This window comes from Pseudomonas sp. BF-B-30, assembly GCF_019956305.1.
GTDB classification, from domain to species: Bacteria; Pseudomonadota; Gammaproteobacteria; order Pseudomonadales; family Pseudomonadaceae; genus Aquipseudomonas; species Aquipseudomonas jessenii.
In genome coordinates, this window is record NZ_JAHBDG010000032.1 from 32,444 (window position 1) to 57,357 (window position 24,914).

Below are 24,914 nucleotides of genomic sequence, written 5' to 3' on the forward strand. Positions count from 1 at the left end.
CGCTCCCACAAGTTTTGCGCAAATCCCTGTGGGAGCGGGCTTGCCCGCGAAGGGGCCTTCAAAACCACTGCAAAAGCTAAACCCCTTTGAACACACCCGGCCGCCGCTCCACCATCGACCGCACACCTTCCTTGACGTCCTCGCTAGCCATCAACTTCTTGACTAGCTGCGGCAGCGCCTGTGCCGCCGCGGTTTCTCCTTCATACCGGGCCTGTCGCGCAGACATCAGCGTCGCCTGTACCCCAAGCGGTGCCTGACGGGCGATCCGTTCGGCCAGTTCAATCGCCCGGGGCAGCAAGTCCTCACTGGCCATGACCTCCTGCACCAGACCCAGGTGCAATGCATCACGGGCGTCGAATTCATCTCCGGTCAACAACCAGCGCATGGCATTGCCCCAGCCGGCCACTTGATGCAGGCGCAGGGTCGCACCGCCGAACGGGAAGATTCCGCGTTGCACTTCCATCTGCGCGAACCGGGTGTTGCTGGCGCACAGGTTGATGTCGGCGGCCAGCATCAACTCGATGCCGATGGTCAGGCAATAGCCCTGGGCGGCGACGATTACCGGTTTGCTGACCCGGGGACCCGCGAATACCGCCCACGGATCGCAGCCGCCGGGTGGAACCTGCCAGCCATCTGTCAGTGTGACGCTGGCATTGACCAGGTCGAGCCCGGCGGTGAAGTGTTCGCCATGAGCGAACACCACCGCCACTCGCGCCTCGCTGTCGGCTTCGAACTCGCCATAGGCCAGGCTCAACGCGTTGAGCAGGTCGAGATCGAAGGCATTGCGCTTGGCCACCCGATCCAGACCGATCAGGAACACATGACCATGCCGTTCGCGGCTGACTCGACTGGAGCTGGGCTGATTCATGGAGCGGTCCTCGGGGTGGGAAAGGCGTGCCAGACCGGCGGTCTGCACGGTAAAGGGTGAACCGTTTTAGCGCCATCACCCGCAAGGCCGGGCCTTTGAAAAATAGACGGCTGACCGATTATTCGCAAAGCCTGTTACACAACGGTGTATCCGGTGGATTTCCGATAAAAAAAGCTCCCTTTTTGGGCGAATTCCGGTATAGTGCGCGCCGGCCTTTAACCGGGCCGCGTTTAGGTAGCGCAATTCCCCGAAGCCAGCTTCGGCTGCACGTCCGCCCAGCGGACTCTTCCTTGACGATTCTTTTCATTCATTCGTTTTCGCAAATCCCCGCCGACAAAGCTGCCAGGGCGACTCTTGAGTCTCAACACGGCATGTGCAGCTTTGGAGCATGGGTCTTTGCGGATGCACTTAGAGGCAGACCCATGACCCAGGAAATCGGCGGCTTCGCCGCTCTTGAACTTCATCCAAATATTGTCGCTGCAGTAGTCGCTACCGGCTATGAAGAGCCTTCGGCCATTCAGCAGCAGTCGATCCCGATCATTCTCGCCGGTCACGATATGATTGGTCAGGCGCAAACCGGTACCGGTAAAACCGCTGCCTTTGCCCTGCCAATTCTGCACCGCATTGATCCGTCCAAGCGCGAGCCGCAAGCTCTGATCCTGGCCCCAACTCGTGAGTTGGCGCTACAAGTTGCAACCGCTTTCGAAACCTACGCCAAGCAAATGCCGGGCGTGACTGTTGTGGCTGTCTACGGCGGCGCGCCGATGGGCCCACAACTGAAAGCAATCCGTAATGGCGCACAAATCGTTGTCGCCACTCCGGGCCGTCTGTGCGACCACCTGCGTCGCGACGAAAAAGTACTGGCGACCGTGAACCACCTGGTTCTCGACGAAGCCGACGAAATGCTCAAGCTGGGCTTCATGGACGACCTGGAAGTCATCTTCAAGGCCATGCCGGAAACCCGTCAGACCGTACTGTTCTCGGCCACCTTGCCTCAATCGATCCGTGCCATCGCCGAACGCCACCTGCGCGATCCGAAGCACGTCAAGATTCAGAGCAAGACCCAGACCGTTACCGCGATCGAGCAGGCTCACCTGCTGGTTCACGCTGACCAGAAGACTTCGGCCGTTCTCAGCTTGCTGGAAGTGGAAGATTTCGACGCCCTGATCATGTTCGTGCGCACCAAGCAAGCGACCCTGGACCTGGCCAGTGCCCTGGAAGCCAAAGGCTACAAAGCCGCTGCGCTGAACGGTGACATCGCCCAGAACCAGCGTGAGCGCGTGATCGACTCCCTCAAGGATGGCCGTCTGGACATCGTTGTGGCGACCGACGTTGCCGCTCGTGGCCTGGACGTTCCGCGCATCACTCACGTGTTCAACGTTGACATGCCGTACGATCCAGAGTCCTACGTTCACCGTATCGGCCGTACCGGCCGTGCCGGTCGCGAAGGTCGTGCACTGCTGCTGGTGACTCCGCGTGAGCGCCGCATGCTGCAAGTGATCGAGCGTGTAACCGGTCAAAAGGTTGCTGAAGTTCGCCTGCCGGACGCTCAAGCCGTTCTGGATGCGCGCATCAAGAAGCTGACCAACAGCCTGTCGCCGCTGGTGGCTGAAGCCGAATCGACCCACGGTGATCTGCTCGATCGCCTGACCGCCGACATCGGTTGCAGCCCGCGTGCCCTGGCCGCAGCCCTGCTGCGCAAGGCTACCAACGGTCAAGCGCTGAACCTGGCCGCTATCGAGAAAGAGCGTCCACTGGTGCCGAACAATGCACCACGTGGCGATCGTCCAGAGCGTTCCGGTGATCGTCCTGAGCGTGGTGACCGCGAGCGTCGCGCTCCGATGCCACTGGGCGAAGGTCGTGCACGTTGCCGTACCGCGCTGGGCGCGCGTGACGGTATCGCCGCCAAGAACCTGCTGGGCGCCATCCTCAACGAAGGTGGCCTGGCGCGTGAAGCGATCGGTCGCATCCAGGTGCGTGACAGCTTCAGCCTCGTCGAGCTGCCGGAAGATGGTCTGGAGAAGTTGCTGACCAAGCTGAAGGACACTCGCGTTGCCGGTAAGCAGTTGAAGCTGCGTCGCTACCGCGAAGATTGATCCGCTCTCGGGCTGATTGATCGAACATGAAAAATCCCCGACTGGTTCGGGGATTTTTTTTGCCTGCAGTTCAAGCCCGGCTGAAGAGTGGCGGTGCCCCCTTCGCGAGCAAGCCCGCTCCCACAGACGACCGCGTTACTTCAGAAAGAATGCGATCAAATGTGGGAGCGGGCTTGCTCGCGAAGCGGTCTGTCTGTCAGCCGAAGCGGTAAATATCCATGCCCAGCGCTCCCATGGTGAACCCTTGGTGAGCAACGCTGAACTGCCCGCCAGCGGCGCGGGCAAAGTACAACGGCAATAAGTGCTCATCACTCGGATGATTGCGTACAGCGTTTGGCGCCTGCGCGCGATAGTCGTGCAGCGCGGCTTCGTCGTTCGCTGCGAGTTTGTCGATCATCCAGTCGCGAAACGCCAGGGCCCAGGGCTCAACGCTCTCGGGGCCGGCATGCCAGTCCAGTTCCCGCAGGTTGTGAGTGATGCTGCCGGAGCCGATCAGCAGGACGCCATGCTCGCGCAGGCTGGCCAGCGCGTGGCCAACACGGGTCTGCAGGGCAGGACCGCCACGGGTGGGCAATGAAACCTGGACAATCGGGATGTCTGCCTGCGGATACATCAGCGATAAAGGCACCCAGACGCCATGGTCGAAAGGCCGATTGCTGTCGATACGTGCAGCAAAGCCAGCGGTTTTCAATAATTCGGCAACCTCGGCGGCGAGTCGTGGGTCACCGGGAGCCGGGTACTGGACTTCGAACAGGGCTTTGGCGAAGCCCCCGAAGTCATGCCAGGTTTCCGGTTGTGGATTACCGCTGACCAGCAGCTCATTGCTTTCCCAGTGCGCGGAAACAATCACGATGGCCTTGGGCTTCGGTATCTCGGCGGCCAGGCGGGCAAGTGCCGGCCCGCTGGCGCCGGGTTCCAGGGCGAGCATGGGGGAGCCGTGGGATATGTACAAGCTGGGGAACATGAATGAGCTCCTGAGAGTTAAGATGCAACATCTTCAGTCAGATCATTAATCTAAATCTAATATAAGTTTTAGAGTGTTTTGATCGAATTTTCGGGGTTATTTATGCAGCCGGAGTTTTGGCACAAGAAATGGGCGGCGAACCAGATCGGCTTTCATCTGCCGCAGGTGAACCCTCATCTGAAGCGGTTCTGGCCGGCGTTAAGCCTTGAAGAAGGCACACGCGTGTTGGTGCCGTTATGTGGAAAAAGCCTGGATTTGCTATGGCTCGCCCATCAAGGCCATGAGGTCTTGGGGGTCGAACTGTCGGAAAAAGCCATCGAGGAGTTTTTCAGCGAACATGGCTTTGATCCGGCCATCAGTGAGCAGGGGCCGTTCAAGGTTTATCGGGCAGGTTCCATTGAGCTGTGGTGCGGCGATTTCTTCGAGCTGACGGCAGGCGATGTGGCCGACTGCTCCGCGCTTTATGATCGCGCGGCGTTGATCGCGCTGCCGACGGAAATGCGAGAGCGCTACGCCGCCCATTTGAAGCGGATATTGCCGAAGGAGTCCCATGGCCTGGTGATTACCCTGGACTATGACCAGGCGCAAATGCCCGGCCCGCCGTTTGCTGTGCTCGATGATGAGGTGCGGCGGTTGTTCGGGGACTCATGGGCGCTGAAGATCCTGGAAGATCAGGATGTGTTGAGCGAGAGCGGGAAATTCCTGGAGGCGGGTGTCACGCGGCTTGAGGAGCGGGTGTATCGGGTTTCCAGTCGGTAGGAGCGGTTAGCTGCACTGGCTCCTTCGCGAGCAAGCCCGCTCCCACATTTGACCGCGATCCTCTGTGGGAGCGGGCTTGCTCGCGAAGAGGTCCTAAAAAACACCGAAATATTCCAGCAGACAAAAAAAAGGCCCGCATCGCTGCGGGCCTTTTGCTTTGCTGTGGAGTGTATCAGCCGCGACGACGAGCCAGAGCGTCGATGCGCTCTTCCAGCGGCGGGTGGCTCATGAACATGCGAGCGAAGCCTTGCTTGATGCCACCGTTGATGCCGAAGGCGTTCAGGGTGTCGGGCATGTGCACCGGCAGCCCTTGTTCCGCCCGCAGGCGTTGCAGGGCGCCAATCATCGCGGCGGTGCCGGCCAGGTTTGCACCGGCTTCGTCGGCACGGAATTCACGCTTGCGCGAGAACCACATGACGATGGCGCTGGCCAGGATGCCCAGAACCAGTTCGGCGAAGATGGTCGCCACGTAGTAGGCAATACCCTGGCCTTCTTCGTTCTTGAAGATCACCTTGTCGACGAAATTGCCGATGATCCGTGCGAAGAACATCACGAAGGTGTTCACCACGCCCTGGATCAACGCCAGGGTGACCATATCGCCATTGGCCACGTGACCGATTTCGTGGGCCAGGACGGCTTTCACTTCATCCGGCGAGAAGCGCTCGAGCAATCCCTGGCTGACCGCGACCAATGCGTCGTTCTTGTTCCAGCCGGTGGCGAAGGCGTTCGCCTCGTAGGCCGGGAAGATACCGACTTCGGGCATCTTGATCCCGGCTTCGCGAGACAGTTGCTCGACGGTTTGCAGCAGCCATTGCTCGTGACGGGTGCGTGGCTGGGTGATGATCTGGGTGCTGGTGCTCATCTTCGCCATCCACTTGGAGATGAACAGCGAGAACAGCGAACCTGCGAAACCAAAGACCGCACAGAAGATCAGCAGCTGATTGAGGTTAAGGTCAACCCCATTGGCCGCCATGAACCCGTTGAAGCCGAAAAGGCTCAGGGTGATGCTGGCAATCAGCACGACCGCCAGGTTAGTGGCCAAGAACAGCAGGATGCGCATCATGGTTGTAGAAATCTCCTCATGCTAAAGATGTGGCGTACTGCGGGGTATATAAGGTGCTGCACCGGGGTATTCAACCGGGTGACTATTTCAAACTGTGTCCTACGGCAACAGTCTAGCTGCTTGCAGGGCATTTCCGACAAGTATGCGGGAAGTGTTTGTCAGTCAATTCATGTCGAAGGCCCCGCCTTTGTTAGGCGCGAGCAGGCAAGGCGCGATCCGGCAGCGGTCAAGGCGACTGTCAGTGGCGCAATGCAAACAAATGTTGCCGGATGAATCACCGTGCGACGTTCGGGAACGCCGCGCGGTGACAGATCGCTTACTGGCGGTAGGACTTGAGGAAGCCGCCAATGCGTCCGATGGCCATCTCCAGGTCATCGACACGGGGCAGGGTCACGACGCGGAAGTGGTCTGGCCATGGCCAGTTGAAAGCGGTGCCTTGAACCACCAGCAGCTTCTCGGAGAGCAGCAGGTCGAGGACGAATTTTTCGTCGTTATGGATCGGGCAGACCTTGGGGTCGATCCGCGGGAATGCATACAGCGCCCCCATCGGCTTGACGCAGCTCACGCCCGGAATGTCGTTGAGCAACTCCCAGGTGCGGTTGCGTTGCTCCAGCAGGCGGCCTTGGGGCAGCACCAGGTCATTGATGCTCTGATAGCCACCCAGGGCGGTCTGGATCGCATGCTGGCTCGGCACGTTGGCACACAGGCGCATGTTGGCCAGCATGTCGATGCCTTCGATGTAGCTCTGGGCGTGGTGTTTCGGGCCGGAGATGGCGATCCAGCCGGAACGGAAACCGGCCACGCGATAGGACTTGGACAGGCCGTTGAAGGTCAGGCAGAGCAGGTCCGGCGCCAGGGAGGCGGTGCAGATGTGCACGGCGTCATCGTAAAGGATCTTGTCGTAGATCTCGTCGGAGAACACCACCAGATTGTGCTGGCGGGCCAGTTCCAGCATGCCCAGCAGGACTTCTTTGGAGTACACCGCGCCGGTCGGGTTGTTCGGGTTGATGATCACCAAGGCCTTGGTGTTCGGGGTGATCTTGGCCTTGATGTCGGCCAGGTCTGGCCACCAGTTGGCTTGCTCGTCGCACAGGTAATGCACCGGGTTGCCGCCCGATAGGCTCACCGCTGCGGTCCACAACGGATAGTCCGGCGCTGGCACCAGCACTTCGTCGCCGTTGTTGAGCAGGGCCTGCATCGACATCACGATCAGTTCGGAAACGCCGTTGCCCAGGTAGATGTCTTCAATGCCGACGCCTTCCACCTGCTTTTGCTGGTAGTACTGCATGACGGCCTTGCGCGCACTGAACAGGCCCTTGGAATCGCTGTAGCCCTGGGCGGTCGGCAGGTTGCGGATCACGTCCTGGAGGATTTCATCCGGTGCTTCGAAACCAAAGGGCGCCGGGTTGCCGATGTTCAGCTTGAGGATGCGATGGCCTTCCTCTTCCAGGCGCTTGGCGTGCTTGAGCACCGGGCCGCGAATGTCGTAGCAGACGTTGGCGAGCTTGTTCGATTTGCTGACCTGCATGGCGATGTGTTCCCGAAAATGAACGATCCAGACGGCGTTTGGGCAGCCGTGCTGGGAATCCTGCGTATTCACACAGGCCTGACGCCTTGAGATGCAGCACCCATATTTCCGTTTGAATGCGCGTGGTCTGGCTGCCAGACTGGCGTTTGACGAGGCGCAATCATACGTGCCGCCCGATCCGTGGAAAAGGTACAGATCGGGCTTTTTCAGCCGCTGAGGTGTGATGATGGAAAAGTTGGAAAAAACCCTGGAAGAATGGAAGGCGATGCTCGACCCGGAGCAGTACAACGTGTGTCGCCTCAAAGGCACCGAACGACCGTTTTCCGGCAAGTACAACGCCACCAGGACCGACGGGATCTACCACTGCATCTGCTGTAACGAGCCGCTGTTCGACTCCAAAACCAAGTTCGACTCGGGTTGCGGCTGGCCGAGCTTCTACGCGCCTATCGGCGACAGCGCCATGACCGAAATCCGTGATGTCAGCCACGGCATGATCCGCACCGAAGTTGTCTGCGCCAAATGCGACGCGCACCTGGGGCACGTTTTTCCCGACGGCCCGCGGCCAACGGGCCTGCGTTACTGCATCAATTCGGTGTGCCTGGACCTGGTGCCGCGCGTGTAATGGGAGCCCTGTAGGAGCGAGCTTGCTCGCAATGGTCGTCAACGATAACGCGGGAAGCCTGGTGCCCCGAGTTGTTCTCTGGTCCATCGCGAGCAAGCGCGCTCCTACAGTGGATTGGCGTTCGATAATTTAAATTGCACGCAATTCAATTGCTCGCTATTTTGTTGTCTCTTCCATTCAATCGGAACCTCAAACATGAGCGACAACCTGCTGAGCGTTCCTTGCACCACGATCAAGGGTGAGCAAAAGACCCTGGCGGATTTCGCCGGCAAGGCCGTGTTGGTGGTCAACACGGCCAGCAAGTGCGGTTTCACTCCGCAGTACAAAGGCCTGGAAGAGCTGTGGCAGACCTACAAGGACCAAGGCCTGGTGGTGCTCGGCTTTCCCTGCAACCAGTTCGGCAAGCAAGAGCCGGGCAATGAAGGGGCGATCTCCGAGTTTTGCGAGCTGAACTTCGGTGTCAGCTTCCCGCTGTTCAAAAAGATCGACGTCAATGGTGCCGATGCCCATCCGCTGTTCGTGCAATTGAAAAAGCGCGCACCGGGGGTGCTGGGTTCCCAGGGCATCAAGTGGAACTTCACCAAGTTCCTGATCGGCAAGGACGGGCAACTGGTCAAGCGCTTCGCTCCGGCGACCAAGCCGCAGGACCTGACCCGCGAGATCGAAGCCCTGCTCAAATGAACACCTTGTCAGTCGATTCCCTGAAGCTCGACAGCCAGTTGTGCTTCAAGCTGTACGCGGCATCCCGGGCGGTGATTCGCGGCTACAAGCCAATGCTCGATCAGTTGGGCCTGACTTACCCTCAGTACCTGGCGATGCTGGTTTTATGGGAGTGGCAGGAAGCGACCCCAGAGCAACCGACCGTCAAGGCATTGGGCGAGCGTTTGGCTCTGGATTCCGGCACGCTGACACCCTTGCTCAAGCGCCTGGAACAACTGCAACTGGTGCAGCGTCAGCGTTCGGCGCGCGATGAACGTGAAGTGCACCTGAGCCTGTCGCCAGCCGGCACGGCCTTGCGCGACCAGGTCGGGCCACTCAAGGCGCGCCTGTTGTGCGACAGCGGGGTCGATCTGAATCGACTCAACGAATTGCGCGATGGCCTCGATCACCTGTTGGGGCAGATCAAGGCGCTGTCATAGCGGGGATCCACAGGTCCAGCAGGGCGGCCAGTTCTTCGCGCCGGAAGGGTTTGGCCAGGTAGTCGCTCATGCCCGCGGCACGACAGCGTTCACGCTCCTCCGACATGGCGTTGGCCGTCAGGGCAACGATGGGCAGTTGTGGCCAGCGTCCGCTGCGGCGGATTTGCCGGCTGGCTTCATAGCCGTCCATTACCGGCATGTTGCAGTCCATCAGCACCAGGTCGAAATCCCGTTGCTCGAGTTGATCCAGTGCCTCGCCACCATGAGCGGCGGTGGTGACCTCGCAACCGAGTTTGCCGAGCATGCCCTTGGCCACCAACTGGTTGACCGGGTTGTCCTCCACTAACAGCACGCGCCCGCGGCGTTGCGGGCATTGTGTGTCGAGTCGGGCCTCGTTGACCGGATGGGTTTGCGGTTGCAGGATCCTGCGCAACGTTTGAAGTAGCATACTGCGGGCCAAAGGGCGGGCCTGCTGTTGCAAGGGGGCGAGTGCGTTGACCTCTTCGCTGGGCATGAAGTTGCCATACGCGGTGATCAGCAGGATCGGCGCGCTGAGGGTGGGGCGCAAGCTGAACAGGCATTCGGGGCAGTCGGTGATGAGCACGTCGGCTGCCAGGCCAAGCAATGGGTCATCCATGGAACGCCGTTCATAGTCCAGCCCCCAGACAGGCAACAGGCTGTTCAACAGTTCCCCCAGTCCGCTGCTGGCGGCCGTGATGGCAATGACTTTGCCCCTGAGTGAAACAACTGGCATTGCACGGGTATGGCTGGGCAATGGCAACTCCGCGCAGAACTGGCTGCCAAAACCCGCCTCGGAGCTGATGGTCAGGCGCCCCTGCATGGCTTCGCAAAGGTTATAGGTCAGGGCCAGGCCCAGCCCGGTGCCGCCAAATTGACGGGTAATACCGGCACCGGCCTGGGTGAAAGGCTGGAGGATCTTGACCTGGGCCTCCTGAGGGATGCCGATGCCGGTGTCGCAGACTTCGATCCTGACGCCGTCGCCGAACGTCGACAGGCGCACGTCGACCCGCCCGAAACGGGTGAACTTGAGGGCGTTGGACAGCAGGTTACTGACGATCTGCCGCACCCGGGTCGGATCGCCGAGCACCAGTGCCGGGAAATGCGGATCGATCAGGCAGGTCAGTTCGACGCTCGGGGCGGCGTTCTGCGACAACAGGTTGGCGGTGTCTTCGATCAGCGAACCCAGGTCGAAGGGGATGTGTTCGAGTTCGAGTTGACCGGCATCGAACTTCGACAAATCGAGAATATCGTTGAGCAATTCCACCAGCACTTTGCCCGAGTCATGGGCGATCGACAGTTGCTGCTGTTGTTCGGCATTGAGCGGTCCGTCGAGGGATAGCGCGATCATCCCGAGCAAGCCATTGAGGGGCGTGCGGATTTCATGGCTCATGTTGGCCAGGAACACCGAACGGGCTTCGGCCATATCGAGGGCGGTACTGCGGGCGACTTCCAGTTCCTCGTTGGATTGGCTCAGCCGGTCGTTGATCGCCTTCAGTTCGGCTGTGCGGGCCGTGACGATGTTTTCCAGTTGGCCCAGGTACTCGGTCAGGCGGTTTTCCGCGTTGCGCCGCTGCTGGATTTCGGTGGCGATGTTCCTGAATTGCTGGTTGGCAACCTTGACCAGCACGCCGATCTCATCGTTGGCGTGCCCGGCGGGACACTCCAGCGAGGTCGGCTCGGTGCTGCTCGGGTCGCGACCGCTGAGTTCACGGATGACCCGCACCAGGGGTTTGGTCAGCATCACATAGAACAGCGCCAGCAGGATGCCGGACAGCAGCAGGCTGCGGGCGAAGCCATTGAGCAGGGTCACTTCGGCCCGGCGCAGGAACCGGTTGCCGAAGGCGTAAGTATCGACTTTCAGGCGCAGCGTACCCAGGGATTCGTTGGGTAAATGATCCAGGTAAAGCCGGTCTTCGAATTGTCGGCTGGCGCCGAACAGGAAGTCACTGAGCATCCGGTAACCGTTTTCCACACCGGGTCGCTTGACGTTGGCCAGTACGGTGCCGTTGTTGTCGATCAGCTTTGCGCTAATGATCGCTGGCGAGCGCAGCAGGCCCAGGGTCAGTTCCTTGGCGAGTTCGGCGTCGATGTTGTAGGCGATTCGCGAGGCCGGGTTGTGGCTGATTTCCAGCAATGAAAGGATTTCACGATTGATGGAGGCGTCTTCACTGGCATAATCGATGCCTATTTGCAGCAGGCTGAGCAGCGTGCCCAGAATGAAACCGACCAGCACGGTAAGCCGGGCTTGCTTGAATGACAGCCGGTTGGTGAATTTGATGTCCATGGGGGGGTGAACCACTTCCGTTTCCTTTCGCTGCTCAAGCATAGTCGATCATGCCTGCCTGCTGATGTTCTCGCGAGGGCTGTACCGCGGGGGTAGCCGCTTGTGTGACGCTGTGTTTCGTCGCTGTATCACCATCATTACTGTGAACGTGCCCGAGGAGAAGTCGTGGATTCCCGATTGAATGCTTTTCTTGAACGCGCCGATGCCGTTCTGGCCCGTATCGAGCCGTTGCTGCCGGCGCCACGGCCAGCCATCGACTGGACGCAATGCCTGGCCGCGCGCTGGCAGCGTGAGTCGCGCGGCGGTTATCTGATGCCGCTGGAGGTCAGCCTCGACATGCGTTTGTCGGACCTGATCGGCGTCGACCGGCAAGTCGAGCAGCTTGGGCGCAATACCCGGCAATTCCTTGACGGCATGCCGGCCAACCATGCCTTGCTCTGGGGTTCGCGCGGCACCGGCAAGTCGTCGTTGGTGCGCGCTTTGCTGGCCGAACACGCTCACGCCGGTTTGCGCTTGATCGAGATTGAACGCGATCACCTGGCAGACCTGCCGCGGGTGGTCGAACAGATCGGCAAACTGCCCCAGCGTTTCGTGCTGTTTTGCGATGATCTCTCGTTCGAGTCGGGCGAGGGGGATTACCGAGTGCTCAAGAGCGTCCTTGATGGCTCGCTGGAACAGGCGCCGGACAACGTTTTGTTGTACGCCACGTCCAACCGTCGCCACCTGGTGCCGGAAAAGGAAAGTGACAACGAAAACTGGAAACGGGTCGACGGCGAACTGCATCCAAGCGAGGCGGTGGAAGACAAGATCGCACTGTCGGATCGCTTCGGCCTGTGGCTGTCGTTCTATCCGTTTACCCAGGAACACTTCCTCGACGTCGTCGAGCACTGGATCGGCCAGTTGGCCGGCAAGGCCGGACTGGCGTGGCAGCGCACCGAAGAGCTGGACATTCTGGCGGTACGCTGGGCCACCGGCCGAGGCAACCGCAATGGGCGTTGCGCTTATCAATTTGCCCGTTACTGGGTCGGGCTGAAACTGTTGGAGCACAAGGCATGATCGATTTACAAAAGAGCGGCCAGGGCCTTGAAGGCTACGGCATGCTACATGCGCAGCTGGAATCATTGCTGGCGGATGAGCGGGACTTCATCGCCAATGCCGCACAGTTCTCGGCGTTTCTGTTCAATCAACTCGATGATTTGAACTGGGCCGGTTTCTACCTCAACCGTAATGAAGAACTGGTGCTGGGCCCGTTTCAGGGGCAGATCGCTTGCGTGCGGATTCCGTTCGGTCGTGGCGTTTGCGGGGCGGCGGCAGCCACCCTGCAGACTCAACGAGTCGAAGATGTGCACGCGTTTCCCGGTCACATTGCCTGCGACAGCGCCTCGAACAGCGAACTGGTGGTGCCGTTGGTCAAGGACGGCCGATTGATCGGTGTGCTCGACCTCGACAGTCCGAAACTCGCGCGTTTCACCGCGCAGGACCAGGCTGGAATCGAACAGCTGGCGGCGATTTTCCTGCGCCTGACCGACTGCTGATCAAGACGCCAGGCCGGCCTTGGTCAGCAGGCCCGACGCGTCCACCGCATCGATCTGCTCAGGGGCCAGGAAGCGCCTGGCGTACTGCAAATAGACCTGTGCCTTGATGAACAGCCCGAACAGCTCCGGGTCGATGTGGGCATCACGGCACATGAACGCCATGATGCCCAGCGCCTCGCTCAAGGTCTTGGCTTTTTTGTAGGGGCGGTCGGCGGCCGTCAACGCTTCGAAAATATCGGCAATCGCCATCATCCGCGCCGGCAAGCTCATTTCTTCTCGCTTCAAGCGTTTCGGATACCCGGTGCCGTCCATTTTTTCGTGGTGCCCGCCGGCTATTTCCGCGACGCTGCGCAAGTGCTCGGGGAACGGCAGATGGTTGAGCATCAGTATCGTCTGAACGATGTGGTTATTGATGACATACCGCTCCTCGCTCGTCAGGGTGCCCCGGACAATGCTCAGGTTGTACAACTCGCCCCGGTTGTATTTGTGGGGCGGAACGTCGAGCTTGAAGCCTAGGGGATTGTCTTGTGGTATCGCTTCGTTTTCGCTGCGTTCGAACAGGTGCTCGGGTTTGTCCGCCAGTAACGGTTCGCTGACGGGCAGGTTGGGGGCGGGCGTTCGGGCCTGACGCCGGTTTTCTTCCCAGGACACGCCCAGCCGGTCATCCAGGGTCCGGGTCCAGGTTCGTTCAGCCAGGCGGCGCAGGCGTTGCAGGTCAGCGTCGGCCATGGCTTCGCCGCCGAGGTTGCAGCGGGCAACGAAGGCGAAATCGTCATCGAGCCCGGCCAGGCTGGCATTGCGCAGTTCCGCCAACGGTTGCTCGTCACCGCCCAGGGCAATGCCCCGCCAATAGCTGATCCAGGCATCGCACTTGAGTACCTCGAAGCGGGTACGGATTTCGTGGATACGATCGGTCAGGGTTTCCAGCTTCGTGGCTTTGTCGACGACATATTCCGGGGTGGTGACCTTGCCGCAATCGTGCAGCCAGGCGGCGATGTGCAGTGCCTCCCATTCATCTTCGGTCGGCTGATAGGCGCTGAAGGCGGGCTCCTGGCTCGCTGCCGCCGCTTGGGCGAGCATCAGGGTCAGTTCCGGCACGCGCTGGCAATGGCCGCCGGTGTAGGGGCTTTTGGCGTCGATGGCGCCGGCCAGCAGTTGAATGAAGGCGTCCAGCAGCTGTTTTTGCCGGGTTTGCAGGCGCTGGCTTTCGATGCACACGGCAGCCGCGCCGGACACCGCCTGGAGAAACGCAATGCGGTCCGGCCGCAGCTTGTCCAGATCGCTCTGCTCGCCGCTGTCGGCTAAGAGTAACACCAGCAGACCCACGGTTTCGTTGTGGCGATTGTGCAGGCGGATCCCGATCAGATGGACCCGAGGACTTTCCAGCGCGAGCAGGATTTTCTGCAGATCACCCGCCTGCTCGAACCCCAGGTTGCTGACGACATTGTCGACGTTGGCCAACTGGTGCAGCCATGGGGGGCTTTGCGGGTTCTCGAGCGAGTGTCCGCGGATGTCGAAGGCTTGCAGGTTTTCGGTGGTGTTATTGATGACCAGTCCGTGGGGTTCCATGTGCGAGCCATCACCTTCGCGCAGATAGATCAGGCCGGCCTGGGCCTGGCCGATTTTCACGGTTTCAAACAACACCCGTTCCAGCAGCGGGGCGAAACGGGTTTCGGCGCTGAGGCTGTCAGTGATCTGGAAGAAGCTCGCCAGGGTGTCTTTCATTCGTGCCATCGACACACTCAACTGGTCGACTTCGAGCACCGGCGAGCGACGAGAAAGCGGAAAATTGAAATCGAAACTGCGAATCGCATCGGCCTCCTGCACCAGGGCGCGCAAGGGTTTGACCAGGATTCTTGATGTCAGCCAACCCAGCGGCACGCATAACAGCAAGGTTGCCAGGGTAATGAGCGCACCCTGCCAGCGCATCCGGTAAGCGTCGACGAGCAACTCGTCTTCCGGTACCAGCAGCGCCAATTGCAGGCCTTGGGGGCCGCCTTCCTGCATGCTGCTGCGGGCCACGATCCACTGCCGGCCGTTGGCGTTCAGGCGACTGCCCCGAGGGGGACTGTTGAGCAATGCGTCCAGGCCGGGGCTCAGGTCCGCCGCCTTGACCAGGCGGGACGTCTGATCATCGATGATCAGCTTGCGGCTGTCGGGGTAGGCAATGGCATTGCCTTCGGCGTCGAACAGCACGATTTCGGTACTGGGGGTCACGACGTGCTTGGCCAGGGTCGCGCTGAGTTCGGCCAGAGTCAGGTCGGCGGCCAGGATTGCCTTGTCGCCGCTGCGGCGTGCCAGCGTCGTGCCGATGTTGTGGGTGGAAAAGAAGATATAGGGTTCGGTCGTGATCTGGTCGTTGTCGCCGCGGGCGCTGGTAAACCAGGCGCGGTTGCGTGGGTCGTACGTGTCGTTCAGGTTGTCCTGACGGCTGACAAGTGCCAGGTTCCGGTCGAAAAATAACGACTGGGAGTGGGGCTGGCCGCTGCTGTCGTGCTCGATGCTCCAGACTTGGAAAACCGCCGTGTCCGGAGCCTTGACCAGGGCTTTGACCTCCGGGGTGCGTAGCGGGCGGACCATGAAGAAGTCACCATTGTCGTAGCCCAGGTACAGTGAAGCCAGGTTGGGGTTGTCCTCGAGTGACTGGCTGAACGGTTCGAGCAGTGCCAGGCGCTGTTCCAGATCAGGGGACTGGCCCGCCGGGTTGAGTGCCAGCAGGCTCAACAGATGACGAATGGGGTCATAGATAGCGTGCAGGTCCAGGCGGACATCCTGCTCAATGCGGTTGAAGAGTTTTTCGCTGCTGGACAAGATGATCTGTGTGGTTTGCCGGTAGTTGAAAAGCCCCAGCACCGCCCCGGTCAGCAACAGCAAAAAGGTGAACATCACGCTGATATGGACATGCAGCGGAAACCGGCGTGGATCCGTGCGCAGTGGGTCAGGCATTGCGGGTTTCTCCATGATGGTCAACACACCGCTGAGGGACCAAGCATAGTTAAGGCTCTGGCAGTTTGCCTTCGTCGTAATGCTCGATCTGACGTAGCAACGCGTCCTCCAGTTCGAGCATGGTGCGCTCCATGGATTTGCAGCATCCGACCACTTTTTCGCGATTGGAATCCTCATGGCAGGCGGCTTCGAGTGCCTCGCAGCGATCGATCAGGCGGGAGGCCTGTACTATCCGGGCTGCGCCTTTGATTTTGTGGGCAATGTCCTGCAGCGCTTGCGTATCCCCAGAGCTGGATAGCGACAGCAGCGTTGGCAGATCCTGACGGTTGCTGTTCACCAACTCGTTCAGCAATCGTCGGTTCAATATGGGGTTGCCCCCGGTCAGCAGTTTCAACCCGTGAAGGCTGAACGCCGGGGCTACATGGGTTGGTTCAATGCCTTGCACCCATTGACTCAAGGCTCCGAGGCTGAGGGGTTTGAACAGGCAGTCGTCCATTCCGGCCTGTTTGCAGCGTTGTATTTCTTCCGGTTGGGCGTTGGCGGTAAAGCCGAGAACGGTGCAGGGAGGACGATGGAGTTGTCGCTCATGCTGGCGAATGGCACGGGCAAGCTCATAACCGTTCATGACCGGCATGTTGCAATCGGCGATCACCAGATCAAAAGGCTGGTCCTTCCATGCCTCCAATCCCTCCTGTCCATCGGCCGCGACGGTAAATCGATGCCCAAGAAACTCCAGTTGCTGGCACGTGAGCAATCGATTGGCCGAGTGATCGTCGACTACCAGAACATTCAATGGGCTTGTGGCGACGACAACCTGGGTTTCGACCGCATGGGCCGACTGTTGCAGCGGCAACGTTTCCAGCTGCAGCAACACCTCCACTTGGGTACCGATGCCCGGCTCGCTGCGCAATTGCAGGCTGCCGCCCATCATCTCGCAGAGATTGCGACTGATCACCAGCCCCAGCCCTGCGCCTCCCCTGGCCGATTGCATGGCGTGGTCGGCCTGAGCGAAGGGTTCGAACAGGCGTTGTTGATCCTGTTCGCTGATCCCGATACCACTGTCGTGAACCTGCACCCGCATCTGCACATGCTCAGGTTGCGTTGCCGGGTGCAGGTCGACAATGACCCGGACCTGGCCTTGCTCGGTAAACTTGATGGCATTGCTGATCAGGTTGGACAGCACCTGTTTGAAGCGCAATGGGTCCAGCAACACATCGAAGGTCGGGTTCGCCGATGAAAACTCCAGCAGCAGCTCGAGTTCCTTCTGTCGGGCCAGACCTTCGAAAATCCGCACGACCGAGGTCACAAGTTCACCAAGGTCAACCCGCTCCGGAGTCAGGCTCAAACGTCCTGATTCGATTCTGGCGATGTCGAGGATGTCGCCGATCAATTCCAGCAACCCTTTCGCCGAGTTGTACGCGACATCGATGGCCGGACGCTCCGGGTGCTGATGATCAAGACGCTTGAGTGTCAGTTCAAGCATGCCGATGATTGCATTCATCGGCGTGCGGATCTCATGGCTCATCGTGGCCAGAAACGTGCTTTTGGCCCGGTTGGCGTTATCGGCGCGTTCTTTCGCGCAACGCAGATCATCGAGCAGTTGCCGCCGTTCGCTGATGTCGATCCAGCCACCGATAATGCCTTGCACTTTTGCGCTGGAATCCCGATAGGGAAGAATCCAGTGATAGATCGTCAGCCGCCGGTCACCAATGTGCAGCTCGCGATCGACGATCAACGGTCTGCCCTCGGCCACCACGCGCTGGTAGTCGGCCTGGTACTCCCGGGCTTCGAACACATTGCTCATCGATCCCTGCATGACGCTTTTGCCAATGACATCTTCACGCCGGGCGCAGAACGCTTGCAGGTAACTGTCGTTGCAACTTTGCAGCAGCCCCTGGCGATCACGTACGTAGATCGGATGGGGCGTGCCATTGACCAGCGATCGCATGAACTCGAACTGGTCGTTCAGTGCACGCTCGGCGGCCTTGCGCTGCTTGATCTGGCGTCGCATGTAGTCGTTCCACGCAATGGAAATCAGCAATAGCACGCCGGCACCGATGACGATTTGGTAGAACAGTCTTTGATAGTTGCGCCAGGTGCTTTGCGAGGACGCCGAATAGCCGCGCCAGCGACTGTTGATGATGCCCAGTTCTTCCGGCGAGATGCTCAGCAATGCCTTGTCGAGAATGGCGTTCAGCTCTTTGGCGCCCCGAGCGGTGGCAAGGGAAAACGCTGCCTGCTCGGTGCCGATGGTGGTGCTGATTTGCAATGTGTGCTCGAACAGCCGCGAGGAAATAAAGTAATTGGCAATGACCAGTGAGTTCACCGCGCCCTCTGCCTGGCCTTCGGCGAGTAACTCCACGGCGCTGAAGGTGTCCGGGGTTTCGATCAAATTGATTCGGGGAAACTCTCTGCGCAGGTAATTGATGATTGGATTGCCGCGGGCAATGGCCAGGCGCTTGTCCTGTAACTGCGCGAGGTTGGTCGAGCTGTCGGCGGCTTTGCGGGTCAGCAGGACGTAGGAATTTTCCAGAAAGGGGCGGGTAAAGTTCAGCTGGGTTTGACGTTCGGCACTGGGGAGCAACGCGGCGATCACATCTACCTTGTTGTCCTTGATCTGTTTGATCATCTCGTCATCGCTTCGACTGCTCCGGATATCGAAGCGCAAGCCGGTACGCAGCCTGATAAGCTCAAGCAAATCTGCGGTGACCCCGCGAAAATTGCCATTGCTATCGAAAAATGTCAGTGGCGCAAAGGCTTCGTTGACGACAACGCGCACAACCGGGTGGTGGCTCAGCCAGCGTTCTTCGCGGTCAGTGAGTTGCAGTTTTTGATCGGTCAGCAGAATGTCGCTACCGGCGCTCCAGCGTTTGGCGATGTTTTCTCGTTCACTGGAGGGGATGGCCGTGATCATGGCGTTGATGATGCCGAGCAGCTCAGGGTTGTTCCGGTTGACGGCGAAGCTGAAGCCAAAGGCTTCATGTTTGCCGAAGTTGGCCATGCGGATGTTGTTCAGATACCCCTTGTTGATCATGTAGTGAGTTGAAATGGTGTCACCGAGAAACACGTCCGCCTGATCGAAAGCAACGGCATTGATCGCATTCTGGTAGGACGGATAAGACGTGATGATCGCCTTCGGATACAACGCCTTGACTTCCGCCAGCGGCAAGTAGTGATACACCATGCTCAGGCGCAATCCGGCCAGGCCATCGGTGAGGGATCGTGTTTCCCCTTCGCGGGTGACCAATACGGGTTGGTCGACGGCATAGGGTATGGACAGTGCAATGTCGGCGTTGCCAGCTTCGAATCCATTGGCGGTGCCGAGCAGATCGACTTCGCCATTTTCCAGCGCAGTGATCGCGGCCCCTCGGGAATCGAAACGCTGAACCGTGACAGGCAGACCGGTTACTTTTTCCAGGAGGCCGGCGTAATCGGCGGTAAAACCTTCATAGTCCTGACCACTGGTGGTCAGGTCGAATGGAGGATAGTCCGGGGCCGACGTACCGAGCGTCAGTTGGTTTTTTTGTTTTATCCATTGTCGCTGGGATTCATCCAGCCGAACCTCCAGCGCTCCGACCTTCGAGCGGCTGAGCAGCGTGTAGTTTTCATTGCCCGGTGCCCCGAACAACGAGGTGCTCACGCATAGACCTGCGGTCAATTGAATCAGATAGACCTTCAAACGTCTGGGCATCCAGGTTCTCACACGAGTGCGTTACGTTTTGCCATCTCGATCAGTTCAACCAGGGATTTGGCTTTGAGTTTCTGCATGAGGCGCTTTTTGTAGGTGCTCACGGTCTTGTTGCTCAGAAACATGCCCTTGGCGATTTCCTTGTTTGTGCGGCCTTGGGCAAAAAGTTGCAAGACCATCAGTTCCCGGTCGTTTACGGATTTGAACAGTTCCAGTTCCATGCAGCGTGTTTCATCTCCGCGGATGGGGTTCAAAGCCTCGCTCGGAAAATAGTTGTAACCTGCAAATACCGCTTTTATGGCGCTGACCAGTTCACTGATGTCCTCTTGTTTGCAGACATAGCCGGATGCACCCGATTGCATGCAACGAATACCGAAAAGTGTCGGGCATTGTGCTGTCAGTACCAGGGTTTTAAGAGGGGTGCTCATTGCATTGAATCGGGATAGCACTTCCAGGCCATCCAGTTTTGGAATGCTGATGTCGAGAATGACCAGGTCCGGCATGCATTCGCGAACCATCTGCATGGCATCGACCCCATTGTCAGTTTCGCCGACGACTTTGTAACCTTCATGTTCCAGTAACATTCGAACGGCAAGGCGGATAACCGGGTGATCGTCGACAATAAAAACGGAGTTCATAATCAAGTCCCATGCGAGCTCAAATAAAGCGCGCACCATAGCTCAGATACTTGGAGGGACGCATGAACTGACCAGTCTGTAGCAGCAATATAGGAAAAATCCTACATATGAAAAAGAATGGGACTACGTATTAACTAGGTTTCTTATTAGGAAGGCTGAAAGAAGTCCAACATTCGGGTGTGCTTTAAATGGAAGTTGTTTGTAAGCTTTTCAATGTGTGGTTGTCCGTTTTTATATGTTTTTTTTCTATAGTGGTGCTGAGGTCAACAAGTCTCTAAATTCAGATTGTTTCAGCGGTTTTATCAAGTAACCCAATAATGGCAGCCCCTGTTCAGAGGCCGTTTTTTCAAGCTCATCCAGTTCAGATGTCGTCAGGCTACTGAGAATGATCGCCTGCCTGATCAACCCTCGCTGGCTGGCGAACCGGACCAGATCGAGTCCCGTCAGGTCGGGCAGGCATTGATCGCATAAAAGGATGTCGAACGGTTGGTCGGCCCCGAGCAGTTGCTGCAGGGCGCCTTTGGCGCTGTCGGTGGTCGTCAGCCGGGTGAAGCCATAACTTTCCAGCAGGCATTGAGTGGCTATCAGTTGGAAGGGATGGTCTTCCACCACGAGGATGCGTAGATCGTCTTCGGCCATGGCGCGCACTTCATCTGTCGAACGGAAGGGAGGGCGATTGTTTCGCGAGGGTACCGGGCAAGCGATCAGTTTGCTCGCCATGTGCTGTAGGGCGATTCGACGAAACTTGAGTGCAGTTGGATGCTGAAGGGGGTATCAGCCATAACGAATGCCGTAATGGCTGATCAATCGATACACCTCAGTGGCTGGCGCGGCCGGTCATTTCCAAGGCCATGTCACTGGCATAGCTGTCGGTCATTCCGGCGATGAAATCAATCATGCGCAAAAACGAAGTGTGCAACGGGCCGTGAGGATCGGGTGCATTGTTGCCCAGCAGGTCAAGGATGCGGCGGCTCTTGAACGACGGCGTACGCCCATTGTGCTGCTCCAGCGCGGCACCGCAAAAGGCGTTGAGCAGGATTTCCAGCGTGGTGTAGGCGCCGATCTCATGCAGGGTCTTGCGCTTGTCCTGGAAGATTTTCTTGCGGGCCATGTCCTTGGCATTGAGCACGCAACGCTTGGCGGGGCCGTGCATGTGTTCCACCAGATCGCCGGGCAGAGTACCGGCCAGCAGCGCATCCTGTTGCTCGACGAAGGCGCGGGCCGCGGCATTGGTCAAGTGCTCGATGGCTTTACCGCGCAGGATAGCCAGTTTGCGTCGGCGCGAATCGTCGGGACCGAGCTGGCGATAGGTCTCCGGCAAGTCATCGCCCACCAGGCCTAACAGCAGGGATTCGACTTCGGCGTATTCCAGCAACTCCATTTCCAGGCCGTCTTCCAGGTCGATCAGCGCATAGCAGATGTCGTCGGCGGCCTCCATCAGGTACACCAGCGGGTGCCGCGCCCAGCGTTGCTCCTCCAGTTGTGGCAGGCCGAGTTTATGGGCGATCTGCTCCAGCAGTGGCAGCTCGCTCTGATAACAGCCGAACTTGTGTTTCTTGTAGCCCAGCGAGTCGGCGTGCCTGGCCGTCCATGGATACTTCAGGTACGTGCCCAGCGTTGCATAGGTCAGGCGGGTGCCGCCGTCGAACTGGTGATACTCAAGTTGGGTGAGTACCCGAAAGCCTTGGGCATTGCCTTCGAAATTCAGGAAGTCATTGCGCTCGGCTTCACTCATTGCATCCAGCCAGCCACGGCCGGCGGCTTGCTGGAACCAATGGCGGATCGCGTCTTCACCGGAATGGCCGAACGGCGGGTTGCCGATGTCGTGTGCCAGGCAGGCCGATTGCACCACCATCCCCAGGTCGCTGGGTTCGCACCATTCGGGCAGGGTCCTGCGGATGGTTTCGCCGACGCGCATGCCCAGTGAGCGACCCACACAACTGACTTCCAGCGAGTGGGTCAGGCGCGTATGAATGTGATCGTTGCTGGACACCGGATGGACCTGGGTCTTGCGCCCGAGACGGCGGAAAGCCCCCGAGAAAATGATGCGGTCGTGGTCTTTGTGAAAAGGGCTGCGGCCGAGTTCTTCCGGGCTGTGCAAAGGTTTTCCGAGGCGTTCGCGGGTAAGCAGGGTATGCCAATCCAAGGCGGGTCACTCCGTCAGGTGTCTGATGGCCTAGCTTCCCGTTTCGCGCCATGACCTGCAAGCGGAACTACAACCCGGCGGCGTTGATATCGAGGCCTCCTTGCAAGATCATTTTCTGGAGGGTGCCTGTTGACCGGGTAGGCGCACAGGATTGCACCCCTCGATAGAGGAGCGCATCCCGTCGACTTTGCAAGCATGCAGCCAGAAAGAAACTGATCAGTCTTTGCGCGAAGAGCCCTGCATGATCAGTTTGATCAGCGGCCCCAGTGTGGTGCCGAGGCGGATCAGCCGGGTCAGACTGCTGAGGCCACCCCCGTTTTTCGCACCCTTGCCGGTCAGAAAGCCCAGCAAGGTGACGGCGGCCACGCCCCAGAGTGGCGCGTGCTTGATGCCGAAGCCGTCCTGCAGGTTTTGCGTCATCCCGCGCACCCGTTGCAAGGGCTGCAGCAGTTGCGAGGATTCGTGGCGGATTTCCTGGCGGTGCATTTCCATGCGCAGGCGGATCAGGGCCTTGCGCATTTCCGTGCGTGAGCTGTTTTGTGGCAATTCAGGCAGGTTCATGGCAGCAGGCGCTCCCGATCGTTGGCCAGCTCTTCCAGGGTGCCATGGAAGGGCGAGGACTCATCGAAAATCGCCGCTCTCAAGCGCATTCCACAGAATATGGCGGCGAGGGAGTAGAACACACAGAGCCCGATGATGGCGGTCAGGCGATACGTGTCCCAGAACACGATAAGCACCAGCGTCGACAGCCCCACCAACAGCAGCAACGCAAACACCAGCGCCAGCCCCGCAAACAGCAAGAGGCTGACGGTGCGGGCTTTTTGTTCCTGCAGTTCGATGCCGAACAGCTCGACATGGCTGTGCAGCAACCCAAGGAAGGCAGCACCCAGGCGCCGCGATGAGGAGCTGGTTCCCGTCACGGACGGGCCGGATTCGCCGATCGACATATCAGCGCCGGCTGGCCAGCAGGCCGATCAGGAAACCCACGCCGGCCGCGATCCCGACGGATTGCCAAGGGTTGGCCTGGACATAGTCTTCCGTGGCGGTGACAGCAGCCTTGCCGCGTTCGCGCAGGGAGTCTTCGGTCAGCTTCAGGGTTTCACGGGCACGCAAGAGACTTTCGTGGATCTGCTCGCGCAACTCGTCGGCCTGATCGCCGGCCAGGGTCGCGGTGTGCTCCAGCAAGCGTTCGGTGTCACTGACCAGTGTCTGAAAGTCGTTCATCAGGATTTCTTGAGCAGTCTTTGCCTGGGGGCGGGCCATGGTGGATCTCCTTAAGTGGCTTTCTGATGCGTTCGAGTATGAGCCTTCGGCGAAGGTTCAGTACAAATGACTGGTACAACTTTTGCTGAGTCGTGGTGCGCCGGTCCGCACCATTGCGCTATTGCCGGGCATGATTTCAGTAAAACCGTAGGACCAACAATCAAAAACTCGCGTAAACGTCCGGGGGCGCGTTTTTCCTGGACGGCGTCCGTGCGCCAAAGTGGTTCAACGAGATCAGTGCGCTGATGTCTTGAAGCTGCAACTTGGTGCATGGCCAGTCATCGCGAACTGCTTTGGTGCTTTTTTCTGCCATAAGGTCTGCCCATCCCATGGAAAACCTGCAAAGCGCTGTGGACACCCTGGTCCATAGCTCCAACACGCTGTTCATTCTGATCGGTGCGGTCATGGTTCTGGCCATGCACGCCGGTTTCGCCTTTCTCGAAGTCGGAACCGTGCGACAGAAAAACCAGGTCAATGCGTTGTCGAAAATCCTCAGCGACTTCGCCGTTTCGACACTGGCCTACTTCTTTATAGGCTATTGGATTTCCTATGGCGTGACGTTCATGCAACCAGCGGCGGTGCTCAATGCCGACCATGGTTATGGCCTGGTGAAGTTTTTCTTCCTGCTGACCTTTGCCGCGGCGATCCCGGCGATCATTTCCGGAGGCATCGCCGAGCGCGCCCGGTTTGTTCCCCAGTTGTGTGCAACCGCATTGATCGTCGCGTTCATCTATCCGTTCTTCGAAGGCATTGTCTGGAACGGCAACCTGGGTCTGCAAGCCTGGTTGCTGGAGCGCTTTGGCGCCGGTTTCCATGACTTCGCAGGATCGGTGGTGGTGCATGCCATGGGCGGTTGGCTGGCACTGGCGGCGGTGTTGTTGCTCGGACCGCGTAATGGCCGCTATCGCGACGGTCGGCTGGTCGCGTTCGCGCCATCGAGCATCCCGTTTCTGGCACTGGGCTCGTGGATCCTGATTGTTGGCTGGTTCGGCTTCAACGTCATGAGCGCGCAAACCCTGCAAGGTGCCAGCGGACTGGTGGCGGTGAACTCGTTGATGGCCATGGTTGGCGGTACGGTGGCGGCGCTGATTGTCGGGCGCAATGACCCCGGCTTTCTGCACAACGGCCCGTTGGCGGGGCTCGTGGCAATCTGTGCCGGTTCCGACCTGATGCATCCTGTGGGGGCGCTGGTCACCGGTGCCGTCGCGGGGGCGCTGTTTGTCTGGTGCTTTACCGCGGCCCAAGGCAAATGGCACATCGACGATGTGTTGGGTGTGTGGCCGTTGCATGGTTTGTGCGGCGTGTGGGGCGGCATCGCCTGCGGCATTTTCGGCCAGACCGCTTTGGGCGGGTT

General features: G+C 59.2%; 21 protein-coding genes. 8 read left to right on the forward strand and 13 right to left on the reverse strand.

Annotated features, from left to right (window positions below; genetic code table 11):
• Positions 1-76 precede the first annotated feature (76 nt).
• Positions 77-868: a crotonase/enoyl-CoA hydratase family protein gene (locus KGB29_RS17155; protein ID WP_150812294.1), complete on the reverse strand. Its 792-nt coding sequence runs from the start codon at positions 866-868 to the stop codon at positions 77-79.
• Between the two features lie 422 nt (positions 869-1,290).
• Between KGB29_RS17155 and KGB29_RS17160 the strand changes: the two genes are divergently transcribed.
• Positions 1,291-2,964: a DEAD/DEAH box helicase gene (locus KGB29_RS17160; RefSeq protein ID WP_007973525.1), complete on the forward strand. Its 1,674-nt coding sequence runs from the start codon at positions 1,291-1,293 to the stop codon at positions 2,962-2,964.
• Positions 2,965-3,160: 196 nt separating this feature from the next.
• Here KGB29_RS17160 and KGB29_RS17165 read toward each other — a convergent pair whose 3' ends face one another.
• The gene (locus KGB29_RS17165) at positions 3,161-3,928 is read right to left on the reverse strand and encodes a DODA-type extradiol aromatic ring-opening family dioxygenase (RefSeq protein WP_218543348.1); all 768 of its coding nucleotides are present in this window, start codon (positions 3,926-3,928) and stop codon (positions 3,161-3,163) included.
• A gap of 102 nt (positions 3,929-4,030) precedes the next feature.
• Between KGB29_RS17165 and KGB29_RS17170 the strand changes: the two genes are divergently transcribed.
• The gene (locus tag KGB29_RS17170) at positions 4,031-4,687 is read left to right on the forward strand and encodes a thiopurine S-methyltransferase (protein ID WP_218543376.1); all 657 of its coding nucleotides are present in this window, start codon (positions 4,031-4,033) and stop codon (positions 4,685-4,687) included.
• 172 nt (positions 4,688-4,859) lie between these two features.
• Here KGB29_RS17170 and htpX read toward each other — a convergent pair whose 3' ends face one another.
• Together htpX and KGB29_RS17180 are read right to left on the reverse strand one after the other, a co-directional pair.
• Positions 4,860-5,750, reverse strand: a complete 891-nt coding sequence (htpX, locus tag KGB29_RS17175) for a protease HtpX (RefSeq protein ID WP_007973520.1) — start codon at positions 5,748-5,750, stop codon at positions 4,860-4,862.
• Positions 5,751-6,066: 316 nt separating this feature from the next.
• Positions 6,067-7,278, reverse strand: a complete 1,212-nt coding sequence (locus KGB29_RS17180; RefSeq protein ID WP_007973513.1) for a pyridoxal phosphate-dependent aminotransferase — start codon at positions 7,276-7,278, stop codon at positions 6,067-6,069.
• Between the two features lie 226 nt (positions 7,279-7,504).
• Here KGB29_RS17180 and msrB point away from each other — a divergent pair, with 226 nt between their 5' ends.
• The 3 genes from msrB to KGB29_RS17195 all read left to right on the forward strand — a co-directional run bounded on the left by msrB (position 7,505) and on the right by KGB29_RS17195 (position 9,039).
• A complete protein-coding gene (gene msrB / locus KGB29_RS17185; RefSeq protein WP_154947036.1) occupies positions 7,505-7,900 on the forward strand; it encodes a peptide-methionine (R)-S-oxide reductase MsrB in 396 nt (131 codons plus the stop codon).
• A gap of 195 nt (positions 7,901-8,095) precedes the next feature.
• Positions 8,096-8,581: a glutathione peroxidase gene (locus tag KGB29_RS17190; protein WP_218543350.1), complete on the forward strand. Its 486-nt coding sequence runs from the start codon at positions 8,096-8,098 to the stop codon at positions 8,579-8,581.
• Positions 8,578-9,039, forward strand: a complete 462-nt coding sequence (locus KGB29_RS17195; protein ID WP_218543352.1) for a MarR family winged helix-turn-helix transcriptional regulator — start codon at positions 8,578-8,580, stop codon at positions 9,037-9,039. Before KGB29_RS17190 ends, KGB29_RS17195 begins: the two co-directional genes overlap by 4 nt.
• On the opposite strand, the gene KGB29_RS17200 is transcribed toward KGB29_RS17195, so the two are convergent.
• Positions 9,023-11,386 (reverse strand): response regulator, encoded by a 2,364-nt coding sequence (locus tag KGB29_RS17200; protein ID WP_218543355.1) that lies wholly within the window; start codon positions 11,384-11,386, stop codon positions 9,023-9,025. The genes KGB29_RS17195 and KGB29_RS17200 overlap by 17 nt on opposite strands.
• A 123-nt stretch (positions 11,387-11,509) precedes the next feature.
• On the opposite strand from KGB29_RS17200, the gene KGB29_RS17205 reads away from it, so the two are divergent.
• Together KGB29_RS17205 and KGB29_RS17210 are read left to right on the forward strand one after the other, a co-directional pair.
• Complete coding sequence (locus tag KGB29_RS17205; protein ID WP_057713827.1) at positions 11,510-12,400, forward strand: ATP-binding protein; 891 nt, start codon at positions 11,510-11,512, stop codon at positions 12,398-12,400.
• Positions 12,397-12,879: a GAF domain-containing protein gene (locus tag KGB29_RS17210; protein WP_057713828.1), complete on the forward strand. Its 483-nt coding sequence runs from the start codon at positions 12,397-12,399 to the stop codon at positions 12,877-12,879. Before KGB29_RS17205 ends, KGB29_RS17210 begins: the two co-directional genes overlap by 4 nt.
• Here KGB29_RS17210 and KGB29_RS17215 read toward each other — a convergent pair whose 3' ends face one another.
• The 8 genes from KGB29_RS17215 to KGB29_RS17250 all read right to left on the reverse strand — a co-directional run bounded on the left by KGB29_RS17215 (position 12,880) and on the right by KGB29_RS17250 (position 23,560).
• Positions 12,880-15,825 (reverse strand): HD domain-containing phosphohydrolase, encoded by a 2,946-nt coding sequence (locus KGB29_RS17215; protein WP_218543356.1) that lies wholly within the window; start codon positions 15,823-15,825, stop codon positions 12,880-12,882.
• A 49-nt stretch (positions 15,826-15,874) separates the two neighbouring features.
• Positions 15,875-19,516 (reverse strand): transporter substrate-binding domain-containing protein, encoded by a 3,642-nt coding sequence (locus KGB29_RS17220; protein WP_218543357.1) that lies wholly within the window; start codon positions 19,514-19,516, stop codon positions 15,875-15,877.
• 8 nt (positions 19,517-19,524) lie between these two features.
• Positions 19,525-20,151, reverse strand: a complete 627-nt coding sequence (locus KGB29_RS17225; RefSeq protein WP_057713831.1) for a response regulator transcription factor — start codon at positions 20,149-20,151, stop codon at positions 19,525-19,527.
• A gap of 246 nt (positions 20,152-20,397) precedes the next feature.
• On the reverse strand, positions 20,398-20,790 hold the full coding sequence (locus KGB29_RS17230) for a response regulator (protein WP_150812301.1): 393 nt from the start codon (positions 20,788-20,790) through the stop codon (positions 20,398-20,400).
• A 178-nt stretch (positions 20,791-20,968) separates the two neighbouring features.
• Positions 20,969-22,297, reverse strand: coding sequence for a deoxyguanosinetriphosphate triphosphohydrolase (locus KGB29_RS17235; RefSeq protein WP_008049102.1), 1,329 nt, complete (start codon positions 22,295-22,297; stop codon positions 20,969-20,971).
• A 216-nt stretch (positions 22,298-22,513) separates the two neighbouring features.
• On the reverse strand, positions 22,514-22,858 hold the full coding sequence (locus KGB29_RS17240; RefSeq protein WP_057713834.1) for a hypothetical protein: 345 nt from the start codon (positions 22,856-22,858) through the stop codon (positions 22,514-22,516).
• On the reverse strand, positions 22,855-23,244 hold the full coding sequence (locus tag KGB29_RS17245; RefSeq protein ID WP_057713835.1) for a phage holin family protein: 390 nt from the start codon (positions 23,242-23,244) through the stop codon (positions 22,855-22,857). The genes KGB29_RS17240 and KGB29_RS17245 overlap by 4 nt, the downstream gene beginning before the upstream one ends.
• Position 23,245: 1 nt before the next feature.
• Positions 23,246-23,560 (reverse strand): YqjD family protein, encoded by a 315-nt coding sequence (locus tag KGB29_RS17250; protein ID WP_057713836.1) that lies wholly within the window; start codon positions 23,558-23,560, stop codon positions 23,246-23,248.
• A 329-nt stretch (positions 23,561-23,889) separates the two neighbouring features.
• Here KGB29_RS17250 and KGB29_RS17255 point away from each other — a divergent pair.
• A partial coding sequence (locus tag KGB29_RS17255) for an ammonium transporter (RefSeq protein WP_223616461.1) occupies positions 23,890-24,914 on the forward strand: 1,025 nt, incomplete at its 3' end.